This window comes from Cellulomonas xylanilytica (assembly GCF_007989805.1).
GTDB classification, from domain to species: domain Bacteria; phylum Actinomycetota; class Actinomycetes; order Actinomycetales; family Cellulomonadaceae; genus Cellulomonas; species Cellulomonas xylanilytica.
Genome location: NZ_BJUB01000001.1, coordinates 223,260 through 247,135, shown reverse-complemented (window position 1 = coordinate 247,135; position 23,876 = coordinate 223,260). Strand labels below are relative to the sequence as shown.

General features: G+C 72.0%; 28 protein-coding genes. 13 read left to right on the top strand and 15 right to left on the bottom strand.

The annotated features are described in order from the left end of the window. The first annotated feature begins 66 nt into the window (after nucleotides 1–66). Nucleotides 67–693, top strand: a complete 627-nt coding sequence (locus CXY01_RS01100) for a superoxide dismutase (RefSeq protein WP_146925216.1) — start codon at nucleotides 67–69, stop codon at nucleotides 691–693. 102 nt (nucleotides 694–795) lie between these two features. On the opposite strand, the gene CXY01_RS01095 is transcribed toward CXY01_RS01100, so the two are convergent. The 5 genes from CXY01_RS01095 to ctaC all read right to left on the bottom strand — a co-directional run bounded on the left by CXY01_RS01095 (nucleotide 796) and on the right by ctaC (nucleotide 4,731). Beyond that, complete coding sequence (locus CXY01_RS01095) at nucleotides 796–1,182, bottom strand: META domain-containing protein (protein ID WP_146925215.1); 387 nt, start codon at nucleotides 1,180–1,182, stop codon at nucleotides 796–798. After that, on the bottom strand, nucleotides 1,179–1,577 hold the full coding sequence (locus CXY01_RS01090; protein WP_146925214.1) for an META domain-containing protein: 399 nt from the start codon (nucleotides 1,575–1,577) through the stop codon (nucleotides 1,179–1,181). The genes CXY01_RS01095 and CXY01_RS01090 overlap by 4 nt, the downstream gene beginning before the upstream one ends. 69 nt (nucleotides 1,578–1,646) lie before the next feature. Beyond that, nucleotides 1,647–2,045, bottom strand: coding sequence for a cytochrome c oxidase subunit 4 (locus tag CXY01_RS01085; protein WP_146925213.1), 399 nt, complete (start codon nucleotides 2,043–2,045; stop codon nucleotides 1,647–1,649). Further along, a complete protein-coding gene (ctaD, locus tag CXY01_RS01080) occupies nucleotides 2,042–3,850 on the bottom strand; it encodes an aa3-type cytochrome oxidase subunit I (protein WP_146925212.1) in 1,809 nt (602 codons plus the stop codon). Before ctaD ends, CXY01_RS01085 begins: the two co-directional genes overlap by 4 nt. After that, on the bottom strand, nucleotides 3,850–4,731 hold the full coding sequence (ctaC, locus tag CXY01_RS01075; RefSeq protein WP_146925211.1) for an aa3-type cytochrome oxidase subunit II: 882 nt from the start codon (nucleotides 4,729–4,731) through the stop codon (nucleotides 3,850–3,852). The genes ctaD and ctaC overlap by 1 nt, the downstream gene beginning before the upstream one ends. Before the next feature lie 247 nt (nucleotides 4,732–4,978). On the opposite strand from ctaC, the gene CXY01_RS01070 reads away from it, so the two are divergent. Together CXY01_RS01070 and CXY01_RS01065 are read left to right on the top strand one after the other, a co-directional pair. Continuing rightward, nucleotides 4,979–6,172, top strand: coding sequence for a cysteine desulfurase family protein (locus CXY01_RS01070; protein ID WP_307724377.1), 1,194 nt, complete (start codon nucleotides 4,979–4,981; stop codon nucleotides 6,170–6,172). Beyond that, nucleotides 6,169–6,390, top strand: coding sequence for a sulfurtransferase TusA family protein (locus tag CXY01_RS01065; protein ID WP_246124906.1), 222 nt, complete (start codon nucleotides 6,169–6,171; stop codon nucleotides 6,388–6,390). Before CXY01_RS01070 ends, CXY01_RS01065 begins: the two co-directional genes overlap by 4 nt. A gap of 45 nt (nucleotides 6,391–6,435) precedes the next feature. Here CXY01_RS01065 and erpA read toward each other — a convergent pair whose 3' ends face one another. Both erpA and CXY01_RS01055 read right to left on the bottom strand, forming a co-directional pair. Beyond that, nucleotides 6,436–6,798, bottom strand: a complete 363-nt coding sequence (erpA, locus tag CXY01_RS01060) for an iron-sulfur cluster insertion protein ErpA (protein WP_146925210.1) — start codon at nucleotides 6,796–6,798, stop codon at nucleotides 6,436–6,438. Between the two features lie 103 nt (nucleotides 6,799–6,901). Then, nucleotides 6,902–8,083 carry a glycerate kinase family protein gene (locus CXY01_RS01055; RefSeq protein ID WP_186813250.1) on the bottom strand — a complete coding sequence of 394 codons (1,182 nt, stop codon included), beginning with the start codon at nucleotides 8,081–8,083 and terminating at the stop codon, nucleotides 6,902–6,904. Nucleotides 8,084–8,146: 63 nt separating this feature from the next. Here CXY01_RS01055 and nadA point away from each other — a divergent pair, with 63 nt between their 5' ends. Genes nadA through CXY01_RS01035 form a run of 4 tightly spaced genes read left to right on the top strand, consistent with a single transcriptional unit; the run spans nucleotide 8,147 to nucleotide 10,818 of the window. After that, nucleotides 8,147–9,337, top strand: coding sequence for a quinolinate synthase NadA (nadA, locus tag CXY01_RS01050; protein WP_146925209.1), 1,191 nt, complete (start codon nucleotides 8,147–8,149; stop codon nucleotides 9,335–9,337). Nucleotides 9,338–9,339: 2 nt separating this feature from the next. After that, on the top strand, nucleotides 9,340–9,939 hold the full coding sequence (locus tag CXY01_RS01045) for a DJ-1/PfpI family protein (RefSeq protein ID WP_146925208.1): 600 nt from the start codon (nucleotides 9,340–9,342) through the stop codon (nucleotides 9,937–9,939). Next, nucleotides 9,936–10,265: an antibiotic biosynthesis monooxygenase family protein gene (locus CXY01_RS01040; RefSeq protein WP_146925207.1), complete on the top strand. Its 330-nt coding sequence runs from the start codon at nucleotides 9,936–9,938 to the stop codon at nucleotides 10,263–10,265. Before CXY01_RS01045 ends, CXY01_RS01040 begins: the two co-directional genes overlap by 4 nt. 10 nt (nucleotides 10,266–10,275) lie before the next feature. Then, nucleotides 10,276–10,818, top strand: a complete 543-nt coding sequence (locus CXY01_RS01035) for an acyl-CoA thioesterase (RefSeq protein WP_146925206.1) — start codon at nucleotides 10,276–10,278, stop codon at nucleotides 10,816–10,818. An 18-nt stretch (nucleotides 10,819–10,836) separates the two neighbouring features. Here the strand turns inward: CXY01_RS01035 and CXY01_RS01030 are convergent, their stop codons facing one another. Then, nucleotides 10,837–12,225: a dipeptidase gene (locus CXY01_RS01030; RefSeq protein ID WP_371862740.1), complete on the bottom strand. Its 1,389-nt coding sequence runs from the start codon at nucleotides 12,223–12,225 to the stop codon at nucleotides 10,837–10,839. A 26-nt stretch (nucleotides 12,226–12,251) separates the two neighbouring features. On the opposite strand from CXY01_RS01030, the gene CXY01_RS01025 reads away from it, so the two are divergent. After that, nucleotides 12,252–12,833 carry a DUF3043 domain-containing protein gene (locus CXY01_RS01025; protein ID WP_146925204.1) on the top strand — a complete coding sequence of 194 codons (582 nt, stop codon included), beginning with the start codon at nucleotides 12,252–12,254 and terminating at the stop codon, nucleotides 12,831–12,833. Between the two features lie 21 nt (nucleotides 12,834–12,854). Next, nucleotides 12,855–13,865, top strand: coding sequence for an aldo/keto reductase family protein (locus CXY01_RS01020; protein ID WP_146925203.1), 1,011 nt, complete (start codon nucleotides 12,855–12,857; stop codon nucleotides 13,863–13,865). An 18-nt stretch (nucleotides 13,866–13,883) separates the two neighbouring features. Here the strand turns inward: CXY01_RS01020 and yczE are convergent, their stop codons facing one another. Then, nucleotides 13,884–14,504, bottom strand: coding sequence for a membrane protein YczE (yczE, locus tag CXY01_RS01015; RefSeq protein ID WP_146925529.1), 621 nt, complete (start codon nucleotides 14,502–14,504; stop codon nucleotides 13,884–13,886). 44 nt (nucleotides 14,505–14,548) lie between these two features. Next, nucleotides 14,549–14,698: a hypothetical protein gene (locus CXY01_RS20740; protein WP_186813276.1), complete on the bottom strand. Its 150-nt coding sequence runs from the start codon at nucleotides 14,696–14,698 to the stop codon at nucleotides 14,549–14,551. Between the two features lie 64 nt (nucleotides 14,699–14,762). On the opposite strand from CXY01_RS20740, the gene yczR reads away from it, so the two are divergent. After that, on the top strand, nucleotides 14,763–16,223 hold the full coding sequence (gene yczR, locus CXY01_RS01010) for a MocR-like transcription factor YczR (protein ID WP_146925202.1): 1,461 nt from the start codon (nucleotides 14,763–14,765) through the stop codon (nucleotides 16,221–16,223). 3 nt (nucleotides 16,224–16,226) lie between these two features. Here yczR and CXY01_RS01005 read toward each other — a convergent pair whose 3' ends face one another. Genes CXY01_RS01005 through CXY01_RS00990 form a run of 4 tightly spaced genes read right to left on the bottom strand, consistent with a single transcriptional unit; the run spans nucleotide 16,227 to nucleotide 18,299 of the window. Then, a complete protein-coding gene (locus CXY01_RS01005; RefSeq protein ID WP_146925201.1) occupies nucleotides 16,227–16,439 on the bottom strand; it encodes a hypothetical protein in 213 nt (70 codons plus the stop codon). Then, the gene (locus CXY01_RS01000; RefSeq protein WP_146925200.1) at nucleotides 16,439–17,503 is read right to left on the bottom strand and encodes a quinone-dependent dihydroorotate dehydrogenase; all 1,065 of its coding nucleotides are present in this window, start codon (nucleotides 17,501–17,503) and stop codon (nucleotides 16,439–16,441) included. Before CXY01_RS01000 ends, CXY01_RS01005 begins: the two co-directional genes overlap by 1 nt. A gap of 5 nt (nucleotides 17,504–17,508) precedes the next feature. Next, the gene (locus CXY01_RS00995) at nucleotides 17,509–17,955 is read right to left on the bottom strand and encodes a hypothetical protein (protein ID WP_371862744.1); all 447 of its coding nucleotides are present in this window, start codon (nucleotides 17,953–17,955) and stop codon (nucleotides 17,509–17,511) included. Next, entirely contained in the window at nucleotides 17,940–18,299 is a 360-nt protein-coding gene (locus CXY01_RS00990; RefSeq protein ID WP_146925198.1) for a hypothetical protein, read from the bottom strand. Before CXY01_RS00990 ends, CXY01_RS00995 begins: the two co-directional genes overlap by 16 nt. Nucleotides 18,300–18,371: 72 nt before the next feature. Here CXY01_RS00990 and CXY01_RS00985 point away from each other — a divergent pair, with 72 nt between their 5' ends. Next, a complete protein-coding gene (locus tag CXY01_RS00985) occupies nucleotides 18,372–19,856 on the top strand; it encodes a leucyl aminopeptidase (protein ID WP_146925197.1) in 1,485 nt (494 codons plus the stop codon). A 5-nt stretch (nucleotides 19,857–19,861) separates the two neighbouring features. Here the strand turns inward: CXY01_RS00985 and CXY01_RS00980 are convergent, their stop codons facing one another. Then, nucleotides 19,862–20,200, bottom strand: coding sequence for an oxidoreductase (locus CXY01_RS00980; protein ID WP_146925196.1), 339 nt, complete (start codon nucleotides 20,198–20,200; stop codon nucleotides 19,862–19,864). 201 nt (nucleotides 20,201–20,401) lie between these two features. On the opposite strand from CXY01_RS00980, the gene lpdA reads away from it, so the two are divergent. Both lpdA and sucB read left to right on the top strand, forming a co-directional pair. After that, nucleotides 20,402–21,787 carry a dihydrolipoyl dehydrogenase gene (gene lpdA, locus CXY01_RS00975; protein WP_146925195.1) on the top strand — a complete coding sequence of 462 codons (1,386 nt, stop codon included), beginning with the start codon at nucleotides 20,402–20,404 and terminating at the stop codon, nucleotides 21,785–21,787. Between the two features lie 30 nt (nucleotides 21,788–21,817). Then, nucleotides 21,818–23,695, top strand: coding sequence for a 2-oxoglutarate dehydrogenase, E2 component, dihydrolipoamide succinyltransferase (gene sucB / locus CXY01_RS00970; protein ID WP_146925194.1), 1,878 nt, complete (start codon nucleotides 21,818–21,820; stop codon nucleotides 23,693–23,695). The last annotated feature ends 181 nt before the right edge of the window (nucleotides 23,696–23,876 follow it).

Here is a 23,876-nt window from a genome sequence, read left to right as displayed (position 1 = left end):
TTTCCTTTGTAGAGAGCGGGCCGCGACACGTGGTCCCAGACCGACGCAGGAGAGGTGTACTCACGCATGGCTGACTACTCGCTTCCGGATCTGCCCTACGACTACGCGGCGCTCGAGCCGCACATCTCGGGCCGGATCATGGAGCTGCACCATGACAAGCACCACGCCGCGTACGTGACGGGCGCGAACACCGCGCTCGAGAAGCTGGCGGCCGCCCGTGCGTCCGACGACTTCGCCGCTGTGAACCTGCACGAGAAGAACCTCGCGTTCAACCTCGGCGGTCACGTCAACCACTCCGTCTTCTGGCAGAACCTCTCCCCCGACGGCGGCGACAAGCCGACCGGCGAGCTGGGTGCTGCGATCGACGAGTTCTTCGGCTCGTTCGAGGCGTTCCAGAAGCACTTCGCCGCCAACGCCATCGGCATCCAGGGCTCCGGCTGGTCCATCCTCGCGTGGGACTCGATCGGCCAGAAGCTCGTGATCGTCCAGCTCTACGACCAGCAGAGCAACATCGCGCTCGGCCTCGTGCCCGTCGTCGTCCTCGACATGTGGGAGCACGCCTTCTACCTCGACTACGTCAACGTCAAGGCCGACTACGTCAAGGCCTGGTGGAACATCGTCAGCTGGGCTGACGCCGCCGCCCGCTTCGACCGCGCACGCACGCAGACCGCGGGCCTCATCGTCCCCGTCTGACCGTCCTGACGCCTGAGGGTCGCCTCCCAGCCGGGAGGCGACCCTCAGGCGCGTCAGAGGCGCATTTGCGCACCGATCCCGGGGCTCTCCGGGGCGACGAGATCAGGAGTTCGGCTGCAGCGTGCCGATCTCGAGGCCGTTCTCGTCGGCGAAGATGAGGTTGTCGCCCTCGAGCGTGGCCTTCACGGACAGCGACAGCCAGGTGTCGACGCTCTGGCAGGCCATCCGGGTGGTCGTCCACTGCCCGAAGGCCACCTGGGTGCCGTTCTGCTCCCACGTGCCGACCATCCGGTTGCACCCGTCGGTGCCGGTCGCCGTACCGTCCTCCGCGAGGTCCAGGGACGCGATGCCCTCGGTGTCCTGCATGCCCCACAAGCCGGCGACGTCCTCGACCGGGGCGCCCTGCGGGGTGCCGCCGGCGCATGCCGTCAGCGCCGCCCCCGCGAGGACGACCGACGCGATCGAGGCGGTCAGCCGGGATCGGTTCACTCAGACTTCTCCAAGGTGCCCAGCTCCTTGTCACCGTCTCCGAGGACCGTCATGGTGCCGCCGTCGATGGTGGCCGACTCGGCACCGTTGAGCCAGGTCTCGACGTCCTCGCACGCCATCATGGTCGCCGCCAGGTCGCTGAAGTCGACCTCGGTGCCGTCGACCTCCCACGTGCCCGAGAGCTGGTTGCAGCCGTCGCTGCCGCTGAGGGCGTTGTCGTCGCCTAGCTCCAGGTAGACCGGCGGGTCCGAGTCGACCTCGGTCCACTCGCCGGCGACATCCGTCGACGAGAGCTCGGCGCCCGAGCCGGAGTCGCTCGCGCATCCTGCGAGCACACCTCCGACCGCGACGACCAGGACGACGGTGCGGACGGCAGATCCACGCGAAGGCCTCATACCGGCGACGCTAGCGCAGTGGACGCGAGAAAACCCCCACCTGTCGGCGGGGGTTTCTCGGTGTGTCCGTCAGTGCGCGTGCTGTCCGCGGGAGAACTCGAACACCCAGCCGACCAGGCCGATCACGCCGAGCGCGATGCCGATGTACGACAGCCACCAGCCGATGGCGAGGCCGGCGAACGTGATCGCGCCCGAGATGCCGAGCACCAGCGGCCACCAGCTCCACGGGCTGAACACGCCCTGGTCCCCGGCGCCCTGCTCGATCTCGCCCAGCGGATCGTCTTCCGGCCGGGCGTCGATCCGGCGCGACAGCAGAGCGAAGTAGGCGCCGATCATGCCGACCAGGCCACCGACCAGCGGGATCCCGATCATGCCGACCGGCTCGCCACCGCTCCACGCGGCGTAGATGAGTCCGACAGGGACGAAGAAGAGCACGCCGTAGAGGAAGAGCTTGGTCTCGAGCTTCATCGGGTGCCCTCCTCGTCGGTGCCCGGGCGCTCCTCGACGATCGTCGCCGACGACTGCTCCTGCTCACCCTTGTCGTTGACGACGCGGTCGGCCGCGACCTCGCTCTCGCCCCGACGGTCCGCCTCCCAGTCCAGCGGTCCGGGGTTCGGCTCCACGTAGTCCATGGCGGCGACCTCGGGGTGGTGCAGGTCGAACGCGGGGCGCTCCGAGCGGATGCGGGGCAGCGACGTGAAGTTGTGCCGCGGCGGCGGGCAGCTGGTGGCCCACTCGAGGGACGCACCGTAGCCCCACGGGTCGTCCACCGTGACGAGGGGTGCGTTGCGCCACGTCGTGTAGACGTTCCAGAGGAACGGCAGCGTCGATGCGGCGAGGATGACGGCACCGACGGTGGACAGCTGGTTCATCCACGTGAAGCCGTCGTCCGGCGAGTAGTCCGCGTACCGACGGGGCATGCCCTTGACGCCCAGCCAGTGCTGGATGAGGAACGTGGTGTGGAAGCCGATGAACAGCATCCAGAAGTGGATCTTGCCGAGCTTCTCGTCGAGCATCCGGCCCGTCATCTTGGGCCACCAGAAGTAGAAGCCCGCGAACATCGCGAACACCACGGTGCCGAAGACGACGTAGTGGAAGTGCGCCACGACGAAGTACGAGTCGGACAGCGGGAAGTCGAGCGCCGGGCTGGACAGGATGATGCCCGTCAGGCCGCCGAACAGGAAGGTGACGAGGAACCCGATCGTCCACAGCATCGGCGTCTCGAACGTGAGCTTGCCGCGCCACATCGTGCCGATCCAGTTGAAGAACTTCACTCCGGTCGGGACGGCGATGAGCATCGTCATGAACGCGAAGAACGGCAGCAGCACCGAGCCGGTGACGTACATGTGGTGCGCCCACACGGTCACGGACAGGGCTGCGATCGCGATCGTGGCGTACACCAGGCCCTTGTAGCCGAAGATCGGCTTGCGGCTGAAGACCGGCAGGATCTCGGTGATGATGCCGAAGAACGGCAGCGCGATGATGTAGACCTCGGGGTGCCCGAAGAACCAGAACAGGTGCTGCCACAGGATGGCTCCCCCGTTCTCGGGGTTGAACACCTGCGCGCCGAGCCTGCGGTCCGCGCCGAGCGCGAACAGGGCGGCGGCCAGCGGCGGGAACGCCATGAGCACCAGGAGCGACGTCACCAGCGTGTTCCAGGTGAAGATCGGCATCCGGAACATGGTCATGCCGGGCGCCCGCATGGTCACGATCGTGGTGATGAAGTTGACGGCACCGAGGATCGTGCCGAAGCCGGCGAGCGCGAGACCGAACACCCACAGGTCACCGCCGAGCCCTGGCGAGTACACGGTGTTCGACAACGGTGCGTAGGCGAACCAGCCGAACGATGCGGCACCCTGCGGCGTGAAGAACCCCGCGCCGGCGATCGAGCCACCGAAGAAGAACATCCAGTACGCGAGCATGTTGAGCCGCGGGAAAGCCACGTCGGGCGCGCCGATCTGCAGCGGCATGATGACGTTGGCGAACCCCGCGAACAGCGGCGTCGCGAACAGCAGCAGCATGATCGTGCCGTGCATGGTGAAGGCCTGGTTGTACTGCTCACGCGACTGGAAGACGTCCATGCCCGGCGCGAACAGCTCGGCGCGGATGAGCAGCGCCAGGATGCCGCCGATGGCGAACCAGACGAACGACGTGATCAGGTACAGGTAGCCGATCGTCTTGTGGTCGGTCGAGGTGATCCACTTGATCACCGTGCGGCCGAGGGTCTGACGCGAGGGCGCCAGTCCGGGGATGCGCTCCGCGACGGCGGCCATCAGTTCTCACCTTCCTGAGGAGTGCTGTCCAGGTCCTGCTGGCGGCTGTACTCGAGACCGAGGAAGCCCTCCTGACCCTTGGCCTTGAGCTCCTCGATGTGCGCGTCGTACTCCTCGCGCGACACCACCTTCACGTTGAACAGCATCGACGAGTGGTACTCGCCGCAGAGCTCGGCGCACTTGCCGAGGTACTCGCCCTCCTGGGTAGGGGTGACCTGGAACGTGTTCGTCTTGCCGGGGATCATGTCCAGCTTGAAGAGGAACGCGGGGACCCAGAAGGAGTGGATGACGTCGCGGGACTCGAGAGTGAACTCCACGCGCTCGTTGACGGGCAGGTAGAGCGTCACCTGGTCGCGGAGCACGCCCGTGCCGGCGGAGCCGACGTCCTGCGCGTGCTGGCCGGTGTCGTAGGCGTTGTCGTCGAGGTAGTTGAAGTCCCAGCTCCACTGCTTGCCGATCGCCTGCACGTGGACGTCCGCGTCCCCCTGGACGTCGACGATCGCGTTGGTGTCGCGGTTGGTGTAGTAGAAGAGCACCCCGACCATGATGATCGGCAGGATCACGTACATGACCTCGAGGGGCACGTGGTACCGCAGCTGAACGGGCAGCGTGTCGTCACCCTTGCGCTTCCGGTAGACCGCGACGCACCACAGGATCAGTCCCCAGGTGATGAGGCCGACGAGGAGCGCGGCGATCCACGAGCCGACCCAGAGGCTGGTGATGCGACCGGTCTGGTCGGTGATCTCGGCGTCGGAGTTGCCGGGCAGCCAGCCGCGCTGTACCTCGGCGGAACAACCGCTGAGTACGACGGCGACGACGCCAAGCAGACCGGCCAGCAGCACGGCTGGTCGCCGCGTGCGACGGGGGGTGTCCGGGTGCAACGGGGGGACCTCTCACTCGCGTCCCGTCGGCGACCCCGCATTGCAGGAGGGCGCCGTGCGGAACCTTCGTCCTCGACCTGTGCAGCCTAGCGCGCCGTCCAGATCCTTTCGTGCTGACGACACCCGATGACGACACCGTGTCAGCACCATCACACCGCGACTCCTTCACCGGGACCGACCGTCGCGAGGGAGCAGTTCCCGGTGGTCCCGCGCCTGATGGCGGCCTCGGGAGGGTTACGGTGCCCGGGTGAGCAGCCCGTCCGACCACGATCCCGTCGACAGCGCGGCGGGCGACCGTGTGACGCACGCCACTGCTGCCCGCGTGATCCTCGACGCGGGCGGCCGGGCGCCCCTCCTGCCCGAGGCGCGCACCGCGTTCCTCGAGGCGCTCGACCAGGGCTGGGCGGACCCGCGACGGCTGCACGCCGAAGGTCGTCGGGCGCGGATGCTGCTGGACGGGGCGCGTGAGGCGATCGCCGCGTCCGTCGGCGCACGGACGCCCGAGGTCGACCTGGCCCCGTCGCACACCGCGTCCCTGCACGGCGCGGTCCGGTCGGTCGTCCGGGGCCGACGGCGGACGGGGTCGCAGGTCGTCGTCAGCGCCGTCGAGCGAGCCGCGGTGCTGAACGCGGCGGACTTCGCCGGGGACCGCGTGACCGTCGCGGTCGACCGGGACGGCCGGGTCGACGCGCAGGAGCTCTGCGCCGCGGTGGCCCGCCCGGGCGTGGCGCTCGCAGCCCTCCAGCACGCGAACGGCGAGGTGGGCACCCTGCAGCCCGTCGGCCCGGTGCACGACGCCGCACGGGCCGCGGGAGTTCCTCTGCTGGTGGACGCAGGGTCGAGCCTCGGCCACGTGGACGTCGGCGACGCGTGGGACCTGCTGGCGGCGGACGCGGGCGACTGGGGCGGCCCGTCCGGGCTGGGCGTGCTGGTGACGCGGAGCGGCGTCCGACGCTCGCCCGACTGGCCGGAGGACGAGGACCGGTGGTTCCCCGGCGGGGTCAGCGTGCCCGCAGCGCTCGCGGCGGCGGTCGCGCTCCAGGTGGCGGTCGCGACGAGGTCCGCTGACGACACGGCGCGCCGCCGGCTCGTCGACGTCGTGCGGACGCGGGTCACCAGCGACGTCCCGGACGTGGACGTGGTCGGTCACGGCGTCGACCGGCTGCCGCACGTCCTGACGTTCTCGTGCCTGTACGTCGAGGGCGAGGCGCTCCTGGCGGCCCTGGACGCGCGCGGCTTCGCGGTGGGCTCGGGCTCGGCGTGCACGTCGAGCGCGCTGGAGCCGAGCCACGTGCTGGCTGCCATGGGAGCTCTGACGCACGGGAACATCCGCCTCGCGCTCCCCCGCGGCACGTCCGCGACCGACGTCGAGCGCTTCCTGGCCGAGCTGCCCGGGATCGTCGCCGCCGTCCGGGAGGCCTGGGGGGTCGGCGGGCTGTGACGACCGTGGACGCGCGCGGGCTGCGCTGCCCGGCACCGGTGATCCGTCTCGCGCGGGCCGCCGCCGACGCGCCGCCGGGGTCCGAGCTCACCGTGCTGGCCACCGACCCCGCGGCGGTGCACGACGTGCCCGCGTGGGCCCGCATGCGTGGGCACGAGATGGTCGGTGCGACGGAGCACGACGGCGTGCACGCACTCACCGTCCGCACGCGCGCATGACGACGGCCCGGCCTCCCGAGGGAGACCGGGCCGTCGTGGCTCAGGTCAGCTGAACGAGCCGCCGCACGCGCACGCGCTGCCGGCGTTCGGGTTGTCGATGGTGAAGCCCTGCTTCTCGATCGAGTCCGCGAAGTCGATCGTCGCGCCCTCGAGGTAGGGGACGCTCATCCGGTCGACGACGACCTCGACACCGTCGTAGTCCTTGACGACGTCGCCGTCGAGGACCCGCTCGTCGAAGTAGAGCTGGTAGATGAGCCCGGAGCAGCCGCCGGGCTGGACGGCGACGCGGAGACGAAGGTCGTCGCGGCCCTCCTGCTCGAGCAGGCTGCGGACCTTCGAGGCGGCGAAGTCGGTGAGGAGGACGCCGTGCGTCTCGGTCACGTCCTGCGTCGCGGTGGTCTCGCTCATGGTCTCTCCTGGGTGCTCGCTGGTTCGTGGCTCAACCACGGGCAACAGCACCGGACCCGAGGTTGTTCCCGTCCAGGGTACGACTCCTGCGCCGGGGTTCCGCTCAACGTGACCAGGTTCTCGCGACGCGGGCGGCGCGGGCGGCGAGGGTCGGCGCGGGAGCGGCGAGCGCGGCAGCCACCTGGTCGGGGCTCTCACCGACTGCGTAGGCGGCCGTGATCCCGGCGGCGGAGAGCTCCCGGCGCCCGACGAGCACCTCCCCCGCGACGACGACGGTGGGGACCGCGTGGGCGAGCGCACGCGAGGCGACCTCGGACACGACCTTCCCGTGCAGGGACTGCCAGTCGAACCGGCCCTCCCCGGTGACGACGACGTCGTGGTCGGCGATGAGGTCGCCCAGGCCGACGGCGTCCGCGACGAACGCCGCGCCCGGCACCAGCCGGGCGCCGAGCAGGGCGAGCCCGAAGCCCAGCCCGCCGGCCGCACCGGCGCCCGGTGCTGCCGTCAGCCGGGACGCCGTCGACGACGGACGGGCGCCGGCGAGCAGGTCCGGGCGCACTGCGTCGCCGAGCGCGGCCGTGGCGGCGTGCGCGAAGTGACCGAGCGCCCGTTCGAGGTCCTGCGCCTGCTCGGGCGTCGCTCCCTTCTGCGCGGCGAACCCGGCGCTCGCACCGTGCAGACCCAGCAGCGGGACGTCGACGTCGGTGGCGACGACGAGCTCGGTGCCGCGCAGCCGGTCGCGCAGCTCGCGCAGCCCGACGAGGTCGTCGGCGGTCACGTCGCCGAGGGAGCCGCCGCCGGCCGCGAGGACGTCCGCCGGTCCGGGCAGCCCGAGCGCGCGGGCCAGCCCGACCAGCGCGCCGGCACCGGCGTCGTTCGTCGCGGAACCGCCGAGCCCGACGACGACGCGCCGCGCACCTGCGTCGAGCGCAGCGGCGAGCAGCTCCCCCACCCCACGGCTCGACGTGCGGGTGGGGTCCCGCAGGCCGTCCGGGACGAGCGGGAGGCCGACCGCCTGCGCCGACTCGAGGTAGACGGTCGTCCCCACGAGCAGGAGCAGTGCAGGCGTCGCCGCACCGACCGGCGAGGTGACATTGACAGGGACGAGCTCACCGCCGAGCGCCGACTGCAGCGTGGCGAGGAACCCGGGACCGCCGTCCGAGAGCGGGCACACGGTGACGTCGTCGTCCGGGGCGGTGGTCCGCCAGGCACTGGCGATGGTCTCGGCGGCCTCGGCCGCCGTCAGGCTGGAGCCGAAGCTGTCGGGGGCGATGAGCACGCGCACGGCCGCATCGTGGCACGGTCCCGGACCGCGAGCGTGCAGCCTGCTGTGTGCGAGGATCGCCGCGTGAGCGTGAGCACCTTCTCCGAGCCCGCCCCGTCGGCCCTCCTGCTGCTGGGACGCGGTGTCGACCTGGCCTCCGAGCGCGGCGTCGAGTGCGTCGGCGGTCTGCCCGCCCCGAGCGACCCGGACCTCGTCGAGCGGGCACGCGCCGCGCGCGCCGCCCTCGGGTCCCGCGCGTTCGTGCTGGGCCACCACTACCAGCGCGACGAGGTCATCGAGTTCGCCGACGTCACGGGCGACTCGTTCAAGCTCGCGCGCGAGGCGGCCGCCCGGCCCGAGGCCGAGTTCATCATCTTCTGCGGCGTCCACTTCATGGCCGAGTCCGCGGACATCCTCACGTCGGACCACCAGCAGGTGATCCTGCCCGACCTCGCAGCCGGCTGCTCCATGGCGGACATGGCGGCGATCGACCAGGTCGAGGACGCGTGGGACGTGCTCGTCGACGCCGGCGTCGCGGAGTCGACCGTGCCGGTGACGTACATGAACTCCGCGGCGTCGATCAAGGCGTTCACCGGACGGCACGGCGGGACGATCTGTACGTCGTCCAACGCGCACGTGGCGCTGCGCTGGGCGTTCGACAAGGTCGGCGGTCTCGGCGGGACCGGCAAGGTGCTCTTCATGCCGGACCAGCACCTCGGCCGCAACACCGCTGTCCAGCAGCTGGGCCTGTCGCTCGACGACTGCGTCGTCTTCGACCCGCGCAAGCCCGGCGGCGGTCTGACCACGGAGCAGCTGCGGGATGCGCGCATGATCCTGTGGCGCGGGCACTGCTCGGTGCACGGGCGGTTCTCCGTCCGGAACGTCACCGACATCCGCGCGGCCGTCCCCGACGTGACCGTGATCGTGCACCCGGAGTGCCAGCACGAGGTGGTCCTCGCGGCGGATCTCGTGGGCTCGACCGAGTACATCGTCAAGGCGCTCGACGCCGCCGAGCCGGGCAGCTCCTGGGCCGTCGGCACCGAGCTCAACCTGGTCCGCCGGCTCGCCGCCGCGCACCCGGACAAGAACATCCACTACCTCGACTCGACGGTGTGCTTCTGCTCGACCATGAACCGCATCGACCTGCCCCACCTGGTGTGGGCGATGGAGTCGCTCGTGGCGGGCAGGCCGGTCAACCGGATCGTCGTGGACGCCGACGACGCCCACTGGGCCCGCGTCGCGCTCGACCAGATGCTCGCGCTGCCGGGGTACTGAGCATGCCGACGGGACACCACCTGCGGGTGGGCATCTTCGTCTTCGACGACGCCGAGGAGCTCGACGTCGTCGGCCCGTACGAGGTGCTGTCGGCCTGGTCTCTCCTGTCCGACCTGCGACCCGAGGTGGTCACCTTCTCGCTCGACGGGAGCGGGATCCGGTGCGCCAAGGGGCTGCGGATCGTCCCGGACGTCGGCCTGGACGGCCTGGGCCCGGTGCACGTCCTGGTCTACCCGGGCGGTGCCGGCACCCGCCGGCTGCTGCGTGACTCGGAGCACCTCGAGTGGGTCCGGACGATGCGCGCCTCGACGCCCCTCATGACGAGCGTCTGCACCGGCTCGCTCGTGTACGCGGCCGCGGGCCTGCTGTCGGGCCGTCCGGCGACCACGCACTGGAGCGCGTTCGACGAGCTCGCCGTCCTGGACCCGAGCGTCCTCGCCGACACCGAGACGCGGTTCGTCGACGACGGTGACGTGGTCACGTCCGCGGGCGTCTCGGCCGGGATCGACATGGCGCTGCACCTGGTCGCCCGCCTGGAGTCGGTGGACGCCGCACGCGCCGTGCGGCGTGAGATCCAGTACGACCCCGAGCCCCCGGTATGACCGGACCGCTCGACGCGCCCGTGCTCGAGCACGCGCTCCTGCCGGTCCGGCCCGGCGAGCAGGACGCGTTCGAGGCGGCGATGGCCGAGGCGGTGCCGCTCCTCTCGGAGTTCCCGGGGTTCCGCGGGATCCGGGTCTCGCGCGGGGTCGAGCAGCCGGGGACGTACCTGCTGCTGATCGGGTGGGACTCGGTCGAGGCGCACGAGGTGGGGTTCCGCGGGTCGCCGCAGTACGCGCGGTGGCGTGAGCTCCTGCACCACTTCTACGAGCCGTTCCCGGTGGTCGAGCACTTCGTCCCGGTTCCGGCCGAACCTACTCGCGAGTAACATCGCGGGAATGACCCGGATGATCCAGCTCGCGCTGGCCACGACCCGCCCGCGCCGTGCCGTCCCCGGCCGTGGTGTGCTCGACCCGTCGGTCACGCAGATGCGTGTGCGCATCGGCGACCTCGACTTCTACCGCCACGTGAACAACGGCGTGTACCTGCAGATGATGGACGTCGCACGGAGCAACTTCCTCGCGGACCTCGGCGCGTTCGCGCTGCTCAACGAGCGCGGGTGGTACCCCGTCGTCGCCTCGTCGACCATGTCCTACCGCCGGTCGCTGACCCTTGGCCAGCGGTTCGAGATCACGACGCGCCTGCTCGGCTGGGACCCGCGCTGCGCCTACCTCGAGCAGGTCTTCACGCGCGGCGGCCAGCACGTCGCGCGCGGCGTGATCGCCGGCCGGTTCCTGGGCCGGGACGGGTCGCGCGTGCCCGCCCCCGACGTCATCGACCTGATGGGCACGCACGAGGGCCCGTCGCCGGAGCTTCCTGCCGAGGTGCAGGCATGGGCCGAGGCCGTCGGCGTCGCGCACCGGGAGCAGCCCGCCGCCTGACTCCCTGACGGCGGACCTCTAGCTGCCCGACGCCAGCCGCTCGAGCAGGAGGGCCTCGGCGAGCACGACCTTCTCCAGCTCCCCCAGGTGCACCGACTCGTTGGCGCCGTGCGCGCGGCCGTCGGGATCCTCCACCCCGGTGACCAGGATCGCCGCGTCGGGATAGACCTCCAGCAGGTCGGCGATGAACGGGATGGACCCGCCGATGCCGATGTCCACCGGGTCGGTCCCCCACGACTGCGCGAAGGCCCACCGCGCCGCCTGCATCGCCGTCGAGTCGGCCGGCGCCTGGAACGGCTTGCCCTTCTCGCCGTCCGTCACGGTCACCCGGGCGCCGAAGGGCGCGTGCCCGAGGAGGTGCGTGCGCAGCGCCTCCATCGCGGCGTCCGGGTCCTGTCCCGGAGCCAGCCGGACGGAGAGCTTGGCCGACGCCCGCGGCGTGAGCGTGTTGGACGCGCTCGCCACCCGCGGGGCGTCGAAGCCGATCACGCCGATCGCCGGCCGCGTCCACAGCCGGGCCGTGATGGGTCCGGTGCCCGCGAGGCGGACGCCGTCGAGCACGCTCGCGTCGGCGCGGAACGTGGCCTCGTCGTAGTCGACCGTCGGGTCCGGCGCCCGCACGAGCCCGTCGACGGCGACGTCGCCCTCGTCGTCGTGCAGCGTCGCGACGAGGCGGGCCAGCAGCGTGGGCGCGTCGAGGACGGCCCCCCCGTACATGCCCGAGTGCACGGCGTGCGCCAGCACGGCCACCTCGACCACGCAGTCCACGAGGCCGCGCAGCGACGTCGTCAGGCCGGGGACGCCGATCGCCCAGTTCGAGGAGTCGGCGACCACGATGACGTCCGCACGGAGCAGGTCCTGGTACGTGTGCAGGAACTGCGTGAAGGTCGGCGAGCCGATCTCCTCCTCGCCCTCGACGAACACCGTGACGCCGACCCCCAGCTCGTCGCCCAGCACCCGCAGCGCGCCCACGTGCGCGATCACGCCCGCCTTGTCGTCCGCGGCACCGCGCCCGTACAGGCGTCCGCCGCGCTCGGTCGGCTCGAAGGGTGGGCTGTCCCAGTCGGCGTCGGCACCCGGCGGCTGGACGTCGTGGTGCGCGTACAGCAGGACCGTCGGGGCACCCTCCGGAGCAGCCCGGCGCCCGACGACCGCGGGCGCCCCCGAGGGCACGGACAGCACCTGGACGTCGTCGAGGCCCGCGCCGCGCAGCAGCGCCACGACGGCGTCCGCGCTCGCCGCGACGTGTGCCTGGTCGAACTCCGCGTTCGACACGCTCGGTATCCGCACCAGGGCTTCGAGGTCGGCACGCAGGGCGCCGAACGCGGCGGCGGTCCGCGCGCGCAGCGCCTCGGTCCGGTCGCCGGGGAGGATGGACGAGGAGGGGGCAGCGTCGGTCACGGACAAGCACGCTACTCGACTACCCTGACGGGGTGTTCGGACGCAGCAACGACCCCCAGAACGTGTCTCCCGCGCTGACGGAGAGCACGCCGCCGACCTCGGACCCGGGCAAGGGCCGCCCGACGCCGAAGCGCAAGGTCGCCGAGGCGGCGAACAAGCGCCCTCTCGTGGCACCGGCCACCAAGAAGGCGAGCCGCGAGCGGGCCAAGGCACAGCGCGACCTCGAGTACCGGGCGATGCAGACCGGCGACGAGCGCAACATGCCGGCCAAGGACCGCGGTCCCGTCCGTCGCTTCATCCGCGACTCGGTCGACGCGCGCTGGAACCTCGGCGAGTTCTTCCTGCCGATGGCGGCGGTCTTCCTGGTCATCCAGTTCGCACTGGCGCAGACCGGCCTCGCCGTGTTCGCCATCCTGGCGCTGTACGTCTACATCATCGCGGCGGTCATCGACGGCTGGCTCATGTGGCGGGGGCTGAAGAAGCGCCTCGTCGCCAAGTTCGGGATCGAGCAGATCCCCCGCGGCGCCGCGATGTACGCCGTCCTGAGGGCGTTCCAGATCCGCCCGTCGCGCATGCCCAAGGCTCAGGTCAAGCACGGGCAGCGGCCCGTCTGACCCCGCCGTAGGGTGGCGGACATGGTTTCTACGCGCTACCTCGGCCGCTCCGGCCTCAAGATCACCGAGATCACCTACGGCAACTGGCTCACGCACGGTTCGCAGGTCGAGAACGACACCGCGAAGGCCTGCGTCCGGGCCGCGCTCGACGCCGGCATCACCAGCTTCGACACCGCCGACGTCTACGCCAACACCAAGGCCGAGACCGTCCTGGGCGAGGCGCTGAAGGGCGAGCGCCGGCAGTCGCTCGAGATCTTCACCAAGGTCTACTGGCCCACCGGGCCCGGCGGCCCCAACGACTCCGGCCTCTCGCGAAAGCACATCCTCGAGTCGATCGACGGCTCGCTGCAGCGCCTGCAGACGGACTACGTCGACCTGTACCAGGCCCACCGCTACGACCAGTCCACGCCGCTCGAGGAGACGATGCAGGCGTTCGCGGACGTCGTGCGCTCGGGCAAGGCGCTCTACATCGGCGTGAGCGAGTGGACAGCGGACCAGATCCGCGCGGGGCACGCTCTCGCCAAGGACCTGGGCATCCAGCTGATCTCGAACCAGCCGCAGTACTCGGCCCTGTGGCGCGTGATCGAGGGCGACGTCGTCCCGACGTCCGCCGAGCTCGGGGTGTCGCAGATCGTCTGGTCCCCCGTGGCGCAGGGCGTGCTCACCGGCAAGTACAAGCCGGGCGAGGCACCGCCCCCCGGGTCGCGCGCGACGGACGACAAGGGCGGCGCCCGGTTCATCGGCCGGTTCCTCGAGCAGCCGGACGTGCTGCAGCGGGTGCAGGACCTCACGCCGGTGGCCGACGAGCTGGGCCTGTCACTGGCCCAGCTGGCGGTGGCGTGGGTGCTGCAGAACGACAACGTCGCCGCGGCGATCATCGGCGCCTCCCGGCCCGAGCAGGTCACCGAGAACGTCAAGGCGTCCGGCGTGACCATCCCCGCCGAGCTCCTGGAGCGGATCGACTCGATCCTCGGCGACGCCGTCGTGTCGGACCCGGGCGAGACGGCCAGGAACGCACCGCCCGCCCGGTGACCCCGGTGGAGGATCGCGTCACACCACGACGCGGTCCTCCACCACGACGGGCACCGTCAGGCGGGGCAGGAAGAGGTGCACGAGCGGCCCGATCGCGAGTGCGTAGGCCAACGTGGCGAACCCGACGGTCCCGCCCAGAGCCCAGCCGAGCGACACGACCGTCACCTCGATGCTCGTGCGGACGAGCCGCACGGACCGTCCGGTGCGCCGGACGAGCCCCGTCATCAGCCCGTCGCGGGGACCCGGCCCGAGGCGGGCTCCCACGTACAGGCCCGTCGCCAGGCCGTTGAGCACGATGCCGGTGACGGCCAGGGCGATGCGGACGCCGATCGCGTCGGGCAGCTCGGCGAGCAGCGTGAGGAACGGGTCGACGAGGGCGCTGATCACGACGACGTTCGCGACCGTGCCGATGCCCGGTCGCTGGCGCAGAGGGATCCAGCAGGCGAGGACGACGAGGCCCGTCAGCAGCGTGACCAGACCGAAGGACAGGTCCGTGCGCCGCACGATCCCCTGGGTCAGCACGTCCCACGGCATGCTGCCCAGCCCCGCGTCCACCAGCATCGCGATCGACGCCGCGTACAGGACCAGGCCGGTCAGCAGCTGGACAGCCCGGCGCACGGGGCGCTCGTCGGGGCGCATCCAGGACGGCACCGCGCGAGCATACGTCCGCTCCTCCGGTGCGCTCACGTCAGGGGCCCGGACTCGGGCCGCTCGTGGCGCGTCGCCGGCGGCGGCCTGTGGCCCAGCCCGTCCTCGCGGACCACCCGCCACAGGGGCACGACGAGCCCAGCGAGCACCGCTACCACTATCCCGAACCACAGCCACATCTCCATGGGACGCCACTCTGGTCGGCAAGTGGTATTTCTTAGAATAGCCACTTCTGGCATAGTGGCCTGCATGAGCATCGACGACCTGCCCGCCGACCGCCGGATCAGCGGGCTGCGGCTCCACGCCGTGCTCGGCGCCTGGCAGCGTCCCGGCCCGGCGTACGTCGCCCTCGCCGACGCCCTCCGGGCGGCGATCCTGTCGGGTGCCGTCCCCCTGAGCACGCGGCTGCCGAGCGAGCGCGAGCTGGCCGACGCCGCCGGGGTCTCCCGCACGACCACCACCGCCACCTACGACCTCCTGCGCGACGAGGGCTACCTGGTGAGCCGACGCGGCTCCGGCACGGTCACCACCCTCCCGTCCGGCCCCGGCGCCCGGGTCTCCATGGCGGAGTCGGTCGAGCACGAGCCGGGCGTCGTCGACCTCGCGATGGCGGCTCCGTCCGCACCCTCGTCGCTGCACGGCGCCTACCTCGCAGCGCTCGACGCGCTCCCCCGCCACCTGTCCGGCACCGGGTACTCCCCGCTCGGGCTCCCGGTCCTGCGAGAGGCCGTCGCCCGCTGGTACACCGAGCGCGGCACCCCGACCAGCCCGGACCAGGTGCTGATCACCACGGGCGCCCAGCAGGCGATCCACCTGCTCGTCACGGCCCACGCGGGCCCCGCCGACCGCGTGGTGGTGGAGCACCCCACCTACCCGCACGCGATCGACGTCGTGCGGAGCGTCGGCGCGCGCCCGGTCCCGGTCCCCTCGGGTCGGGACGGTCTGGACATCGACCTGCTGGAGTCGACGCTGCGGCAGGTGTCGCCCCGGCTGGTCTACCTCATCCCCGACCACCGCAACCCCACCGGGACCAGCCTCGACGACGAGGACCGCGCCCAGGTCCGCGCCCTGGCCCGCCGCTACCGCACCACGATCGTCGGCGACGAGGTCCTCACCGAGCTGACCCTGGACGGCCCGGCGCCCGGCTCGTTCGCGGGCGACGGCACGGCGTCGGCCTACGTCGTGTCCATCGGGTCCGCGTCCAAGAGCTACTGGGGCGGCCTGCGCGTGGGCTGGGTCCGCGCGCACCCGGACCTCGTCGGCCGGCTGGCCACGACGCGCGCGCACACCGACATCGGCACCGCCGTGCTGGAGCAGCTGGTCGTGGCCGAGCTGCTCGCGCGGTCGACCGACCTGCTGCCCCGCCGGCGCGCGGAGCTGCGTAGCCGACGCGACCTGCTCGTCGGCCTCGTCCTCGACCAGCTGCCGTCGTGGCGCTTCGAGGTGCCCGCGGGCGGGCTCGCGCTGTGGGCGGACCTCGGCGCACCGGTCTCCAGCGCGCTCGCCGCGATCTCGTCCCGGCACGGGGTCCGCGTCGTCCCCGGCACGGCGTTCGGTGTGGACGGGAGCTTCGAGCGCAACCTGCGGCTCCCCTTCACCACGTCACCCGACGAGCTGCGCCGAGCCGTCGCCGGGCTCGCGGCCGCGTGGGCCGGGCTGGGCGTCACGGCGCCCGTCACGGGCCCGGACCGGGTGCACGCGCTGGTCTGACGGTCAGATCAGCGGCAGCGTGAGGGTCGGCGTCGCCTGGACCCCCTCGTGCAGCAGCCCGACCGCCTGCACGCCCTGGGCGGCCAGCGTGCGCCAGTGCTCCCCGAGCCACTGCTCGGCGTCGTACTGCGTGGTGAACACGGGACTCACCGGCCGGCTCAGCACGGACCCCTCGGCTCCGTCGAAGCGCCACTCCCACTGCGGACGCACCACCATCACGCGACCGCCCTGCGCCGGTCCGGGCGACGCAACGCCTCGTCGGCCGCGAGGGCCTTGGCGATCCGGGACGCGTACGCCGGACCCTCGTAGACCAGACCGGTGTAGCCCTGCACGAGAGTCGCACCGACGGCGACGTACTCGCGCGCGTCGGCCGCGGTCGTGATGCCCCCGACGCCGATGATCACCGCGTCCGGTCCCAGCTCGCTGCGCAGCCGAGCCACGACGTCGAGCCCGCGCGCCAGCACGGGCGGGCCGGACAGGCCCCCGGGGCCGAGGTCGTGCCCGATGGTGGTGTTCACCGCGACGATGCCGTCGAGGCCGAGCTCGGCAGCCAGCTCGGCCACCGCGTCCACGTCGTCGTCGGACAGGTCGGGGGCGATCTTGACCAGCAGCGGCACGGCAGCCAGTCCGGCGGAAGCCGTGGCCTCGTCGGCCGCCACCCGGGTCGCCTCCAGGATGGGTCGCAGAGCCTCGACCGACTGCAGGTCGCGCAGCCCCGGGGTGTTCGGGGACGACACGTTCACCACCAGGTAGTCGGCGTACGGCGCGAGCCGGCGCGCGCTGGTGGCGTAGTCCGTCGGCGCGTGCTCCGCAGGGGTCACCTTGGTCTTGCCGATGTTCACCCCGACCACCAGCCGCCGGCCCGCCGGCGTGGCACGCAGGCGCCGGAGCCGGTCCGCGACCGCGGCCGACCCCTCGTTGTTGAAGCCCATCCGGTTGCGCAGCGCCCGCTGCTCCAGGACCCGCCAGAGCCGCGGCGGCTCGTTGCCCGGCTGGGGGTGCGCCGTGACGGTGCCGACCTCCACGAAGCCGAACCCGAGCATCGTCAGGCCGGCCACCCCGACGGCGTTCTTGTCGAAGCCGGCCGCCAGCCCGAACCGCGACGGGAACCTCCGGCCCCAGACCTCCACCGCGCCCTCGTCCGAGGCCCGGAAGACCCGGTGCACGGCACCCCGCAGGACCGGGACCTGGCCGACCACACGGATGAGCCGGAACGCGAGCTCGTGCGCGCGCTCGGGATCCATGCGACGGAACACCAGGTCGAAGAGCAGTCGGTACACGTTCTTCACCCTAGGTCGTCGGACGTGGCCGGCACGTCCTGCGTCCGCGCCCTCGACCCCGTGCGCCACAGCCACACCAGCCCCAGGAACGGCAGCACCAGCGGGACGTAGCCGTAGCCCTGCCCGAACGCCGACCACACGGTCTCGTCGGGGAAGTCACCCACGTCGACCAGCGACAGCACGCCGACCGTCAGCACGCCGACCATCTCGATCGACACCGTCCACCAGGCGAGCCTGCGGCGGTCGGTGGCCAGCGCGACGGTGGCGACGACGTACACGAGACCGGCGCCCAGGGAGAGCAGGTACGCGACCGGCGCCTCGTCGAGCTTGGTGGCCACCTGGTAGATCCCCCGGGCCGTCGCGGCGAGCGCGAGGATCCCGTACACGGCCACGAGGAGGCGACCGGGGCCGCTCCCCGTCCGTCTGGATGTGTCGGTCACACGGTCCCCCAGATCTGGAGCAGTCGGAACTCGAGGAACGCCACCGTCACTGCCGCGACCAGCAGCACCACCGAGCTCCACCGGGTGCGCTCGGCGAACGCCCAGGCGGCGGCGATGGGCAGGACGAGCGCCTGCGTCAGGACGTAGCCCCAGAGCAGCACGCCGTCGACGTCGGGCGAGCCGGTCGCGGCGAGCACCCCGGCGATCGCCGCCTGCAGCACGAGCGCCCCCTCGATCGCGGCCGCACCCCACAGCTGCCGCAGCACGACGGCGCGGTCCCTGACGACGAACCAGGCGGCCCACGCACCGAGCGCCAGGCAGAGGGCGCCGACGAGCAGCGCGAGGGGGACGATCACGATGCCCCACCGTACCGGCGGACGACGACGGCGCAGACCGACCCGGCACGGGCCCGTGCCTATCATCGACGCGTGACCGTCTCGCTGACCTCCCAGGACCCTGCCCGCCTCGCCGTCGACGCCCTCGTCGTCGCGGTCGCCCAGCAGGACGGCGCACCGTCCGTCCTCGGGGCCGACCGCCTCCCTGCCGAGCTGCGCACCCAGCTGGCCGACGTCGCCGCGCTCGGCGTCACCGGTGCGGCCGACGAGGTCCGTCGGCTCCCCGGCACCGGGCTGGCCGCCACGGTGCTCGTGCTGACCGGCGTCGGACCGGCGGACCGGATCACCTCCGAGACCCTGCGCCGGGCGGCCGGTGCCGCCACCCGCGAGCTCGCCGGCACGGCGAGCGTGGGTCTCGCACTGCCGGCCGACGACACGGAGTCCGTCGCCGCCGTCGCGGAGGGCGCCCTCCTCGGGGCGTACTCCTACACGAGGTACCGCGCCTCGGAGGCCGCCAAGCAGGCGCCCGTCAGCGCGATCCAGGTCGTCACCGCACACCCGCGCGACCGTGAGGCCCTGGCGGCGGTCGCCCGCGCCGAGGTCGTCGCCGCGGCCGTGCACGGTACGCGCGACCTGGTCAACGCCGCGCCCAACGACCTGTACCCCGCAGCGTTCGCGGACGCCGCGAAGGCCGCCGTGAAGGACGCCGGGGCGAAGGGCCTCAAGGTGACCGTGCTGGACGACAAGGCGCTCGCCGCCGGCGGCTACGGCGGGCTGATCGGCGTCGGTCAGGGCTCGGTGCGCGGCCCGCGGCTGGTCAAGGTCTCGTACTCGCCGTCGCGCGCCAAGGTGAAGGTCGCGCTCGTGGGCAAGGGCATCACGTTCGACTCGGGCGGCATCTCGATCAAGCCCGCCGCGGGCATGGAGGCCATGAAGTCCGACATGGCCGGCGCCGCGGCCGTGCTGCACACCGTCGTCGCCGCCGCACGGCTCGAGCTGCCCGTCGCGGTCACGGGCTGGCTTTGCTTGGCGGAGAACATGCCGTCCGGCACGGCGCAGCGCCCGTCCGACGTGCTGACGATCCGGGGTGGGAAGACCGTCGAGGTGCTGAACACCGATGCCGAGGGCCGGCTCGTCATGGCCGACGGGCTCGTCGCCGCGATCGAGGAGAAGCCCGACGTCGTCATCGACATCGCCACCCTCACGGGAGCCCAGGTGGTCGCGCTCGGGCACCGCGTGTCCGCCGTGATGGGCACCGACGACGTGCGCGGCGAGGTCGTCGCCGCTGCCGAGGCCAGCGGCGAGCAGTTCTGGCCGATGCCGCTGCCCGCCGACCTGCGGGCGGGGCTCAAGTCGAAGGTGGCCGACATCGCGAACATCGGCGACCGGTTCGGCGGCATGCTGACCGCGGGGATCTTCCTGCAGGAGTTCGTCGGCCAGACGCCGTGGGCGCACCTCGACATCGCCGGTCCCGCGTACAACGAGCGGACCGCGCACGGCTACACGCCCGTGGGCGGCACCGGCGTCGGCGTGCGGACGCTGCTCGCCCTGCTGGAGGGTCGGGCGCCGGCCTCCTAGGCCGGCTAGGCGTGCTTGCGCTTGCGCGCGAGGCGCTGCCGCGAGTTCCAGTCACGCACGCGCTGCGGGTAGCCGGTGCGCTGCACGTCGTACACGGGGATGCCCAGGTCGCGTGCCAGCTCCCAGGCCGTCTTCGGGTCCGGCACCCGCCGGCGCGTCCACTCACCGTCGGTGGCGACGAGCATCATCGTCGTCGGCGTGGAGTTGGTCTGCGGCTCGACGTAGGCCTCGACCCCGACGCGCGTCGTGACGAAGTCCTTGAGGTGAGCGACCGTCGCCTCGCGCGCAGCCCGGTCCGTCGGCGCGTCGGTGGCGGCCGGCTTGCGGCGTGAGAACAGGCCCATGGCGCACGAGAGTAACCTGCGAACCTGTCGATCCGCGGGGCGTGCAGCACGCGTGACGCACGAGACGGAACAGCAGTCATGGGACGACTGTTCCGAGTGTCACACGGTCGCGCGCGTCGTCCAGGTCGTTCCATGCCTGCCGGGATGACAGGATGGTCGGCGAGCTCGAGACCACCAAGTCTGCGTATGAGGAGTCTGCACGTGGCCGACACGAACGGCACCGCTTTCGACATCGTCGTCCTGGGCGGAGGCAGCGGCGGCTATGCAGCCGCACTGCGCGCCGCACAGCTGGGCAAGACCGTCGCCCTCATCGAGGCCGACAAGGTCGGCGGCACCTGCCTGCACTACGGGTGCATCCCGACCAAGGCGCTCCTGCACGCCGCCGAGCTCGCCGACAACGCCCGTGAGGGCGCGCACTTCGGCGTGCACACGACTCTCGACCACATCGACATGAACGGCGTGAACGAGTACAAGTCCACGGTGATCGGTCGGCTCTACAAGGGCCTGCAGGGCCTGATCAAGTCGCGCAAGATCACGGTCTTCGAGGGCTTCGGCAAGCTCGTCGGACCGGACGCGGTCGAGGTGAACGGCCAGCGCATCACCGGCGGGCACATCGTCGTCGCCACCGGCTCGTACGCGCGCTCCCTGCCCGGCCTCGAGATCGGTGGCCGCGTCATCACGTCCGACCAGGCGCTCCAGCTCGACTGGGTGCCCAAGTCGGCCATCATCCTGGGCGGCGGCGTCATCGGGTCGGAGTTCGCCAGCGTCTGGAAGTCCTTCGGCGCCGACGTCACGATCATCGAGGCGCTCCCCCACCTGGTCCCCAACGAGGACGAGGCGCTGTCGAAGGCGTTCGAGCGCGCGTTCCGCAAGCGCGGCATCAACTTCAACCTGGGCGTCCGGTTCGCCGGCGTGACGCAGGACGACAACGGCGTGCACGTCTCGCTCGAGGACGGCAAGACGTTCGACGCCGACCTCCTGCTCGTCGCCGTCGGTCGCGGCCCCCGCACCTCCGGCGTCGGCTTCGAGGAGCAGGGCCTGACGCTCGACCGCGGGTTCGTCATCACCGACGAGCGCCTGCACACCGGCGTCGGCAACATCTACGCGGTCGGCGACATCGTCCCCGGCCTGCAGCTCGCGCACCGCGGGTTCGCCCAGGGCATCTTCGTCGCCGAGGAGATCGCCGGCCTCAAGCCGGCGGCCATCGTCGAGTCCGGCATCCCGCGCGTCACGTACTCCGAGCCCGAGGTCGCGTCCGTCGGGCTCACCGAGGCGCGCGCCAAGGAGGTCCACGGGGCCGACGGCGTCGAGACGCTCGAGTACAACCTCGGCGGCAACGGCAAGAGCCAGATCCTCGGCACGCAGGGCTTCATCAAGCTCGTCCGCCAGAAGGACGGCCCGGTCGTCGGCGTCCACATGATCGGCGCCCGCGTCGGCGAGCTCATCGGCGAGGGCCAGCTCATCGTGAACTGGGAGGCCTACCCCGAGGACGTCGCCTCCCTCGTGCACGCCCACCCCACGCAGAACGAGGCCCTCGGGGAGGCGCACCTCGCGCTCGCCGGCAAGCCGCTGCACGCCCACAACTGACCTCACGAATCGAAGGAGACACGAGCGGTCATGTCCGACAACGTGCAGCTGCCCGCACTCGGTGAGTCCGTCACCGAGGGGACCGTCACCCGCTGGCTGAAGAACGTGGGCGACACGGTGGAGGTCGACGAGCCGCTGCTCGAGATCTCGACCGACAAGGTCGACACCGAGATCCCGTCGCCGTTCGCCGGCGTCCTGGAGCAGATCCTGGTCCAGGAGGACGAGACCGTCGAGGTGGGCGCCACGCTCGCCGTCATCGGGTCCGGAGACGGGTCGTCCTCGCAGGGCGAGGCCGCCCCCGCGCAGGACCAGCCCGCTCAGGAGCAGGCGCAGGAGTCGGCTCCCGAGCCCGCAGCCGAGCAGGCTCCGGTCGAGGAGTCGGCTGCCGAGTCCGCTCCCGCGCAGCAGCCCGTCGAGGCGCACGAGGAGCCGGCCCCTGCGGCCGCCGCCCCCTCCGAGGGCTCGGCGTCCGACTCGGGTTCGGGTTCGGGCGAGAACGTGACGCTCCCCGCGCTGGGCGAGTCCGTCACCGAGGGCACCGTCACCCGCTGGCTCAAGGCCGTGGGCGACGAGGTCGCGGTCGACGAGCCGCTCCTCGAGATCTCGACCGACAAGGTCGACACGGAGATCCCGTCACCCATCGCCGGAACGCTGCAGCAGATCCTGGTGCAGGAGGACGAGACCGTCGAGGTCGGTGCCGTGCTCGCCGTCATCGGCTCCGGTTCCGCGCCTGCCCCGGCGCAGGAGCCGGCTCCCGCCGAGGAGAAGGCAGCCGAGCCCGCACCCGCCCCGCAGCAGGCGCCCGAGCCCGCACCGGCGCAGGAGCAGAAGCCCGAGCCGCAGAGCGCACCGGAGCCGTCCGCCGACCAGGAGTCGGCCGCGTCGACCCCTGCCCCGGTCCCGGCCACCCCTCCGACGCCCGCGCCGGTCCCCGCCACCCCGGCGCCGACCCCGTCGGCGTCCGGCACCTACCTGACCCCGCTCGTCCGCAAGCTGGCGGCGGATAAGGGTGTGGACGTGGCATCCCTCGTCGGCACCGGTGTCGGCGGTCGGATCCGCAAGGAGGACGTCCTCGACGCCGCCGCGAAGGCCGAGGCCGAGAAGGCGGCCGCCGAGTCCGCCAAGGCCCAGCCGGCCGCCGCAGCACCTGCGGCACCGAGCAAGCCCGCCGCCGTCCCGGCGGTCTCGCCGCTGCGCGGCACGACGGAGAAGGCCAGCCGGCTGCGGCAGATCATCGCCGAGCGCATGGTCGACGCCCTGCACTCGCAGGCGCAGCTCACCACGGTCGTCGAGGTCGACGTGACCCGCGTCGCCCGGCTGCGCGCCCGGGCGAAGGAGGACTTCAAGGCACGCGAAGGTGTCAACCTCACGTTCCTGCCGTTCTTCGTGCTGGCCGCCGTCGAGGCGCTCAAGGCGTTCCCGAAGATCAACGGTGTGCTCGAGGGCAACCAGATCACGTACCACGCCCAGGAGAACGTCGGCATCGCGGTCGACACCGAGAAGGGCCTCCTCGTCCCGGTGATCCGTGACGCGGGAGACCTGAACCTCGCCGGCATCTCGCGCAAGATCGTCGACCTGGCGGGACGCACCCGCCAGAACAAGGTCACGCCCGACGAGCTCAGCGGTGCGACCTTCACCGTGACCAACACGGGATCCGGCGGTGCGATCATCGATACCCCGATCGTCCCGGGTGGTACGTCCGCGATCCTGGGCACCGGCGCGATCGTCAAGCGTCCGGTCGTCATCCAGGACGCCGACGGCGCCGAGGTCATCGCGATCCGGTCGATGTGCTACCTGTCGCTGTCGTACGACCACCGCCTGGTCGACGGCGCCGACGCGTCGCGCTACCTCACCGCGGTCAAGAACCGCATCGAGGAGGGCTCTTTTGAGTCCGAGGTCGGCCTCTGACCCGCACGACCTGACGCACACGGCGACCCGGTACCCCTCACGGGGTGCCGGGTCGCCGCGCGTCAGCGCCACGGGACCGCGCGTCAGCGCCACGGGACCGCGCGTCAGCGCCCCAGGACCGCGCGTCAGCGCCCCAGGACCGCGCACCAGCGCCACCGGACCGGCGCCTCAGCCCCCGCCG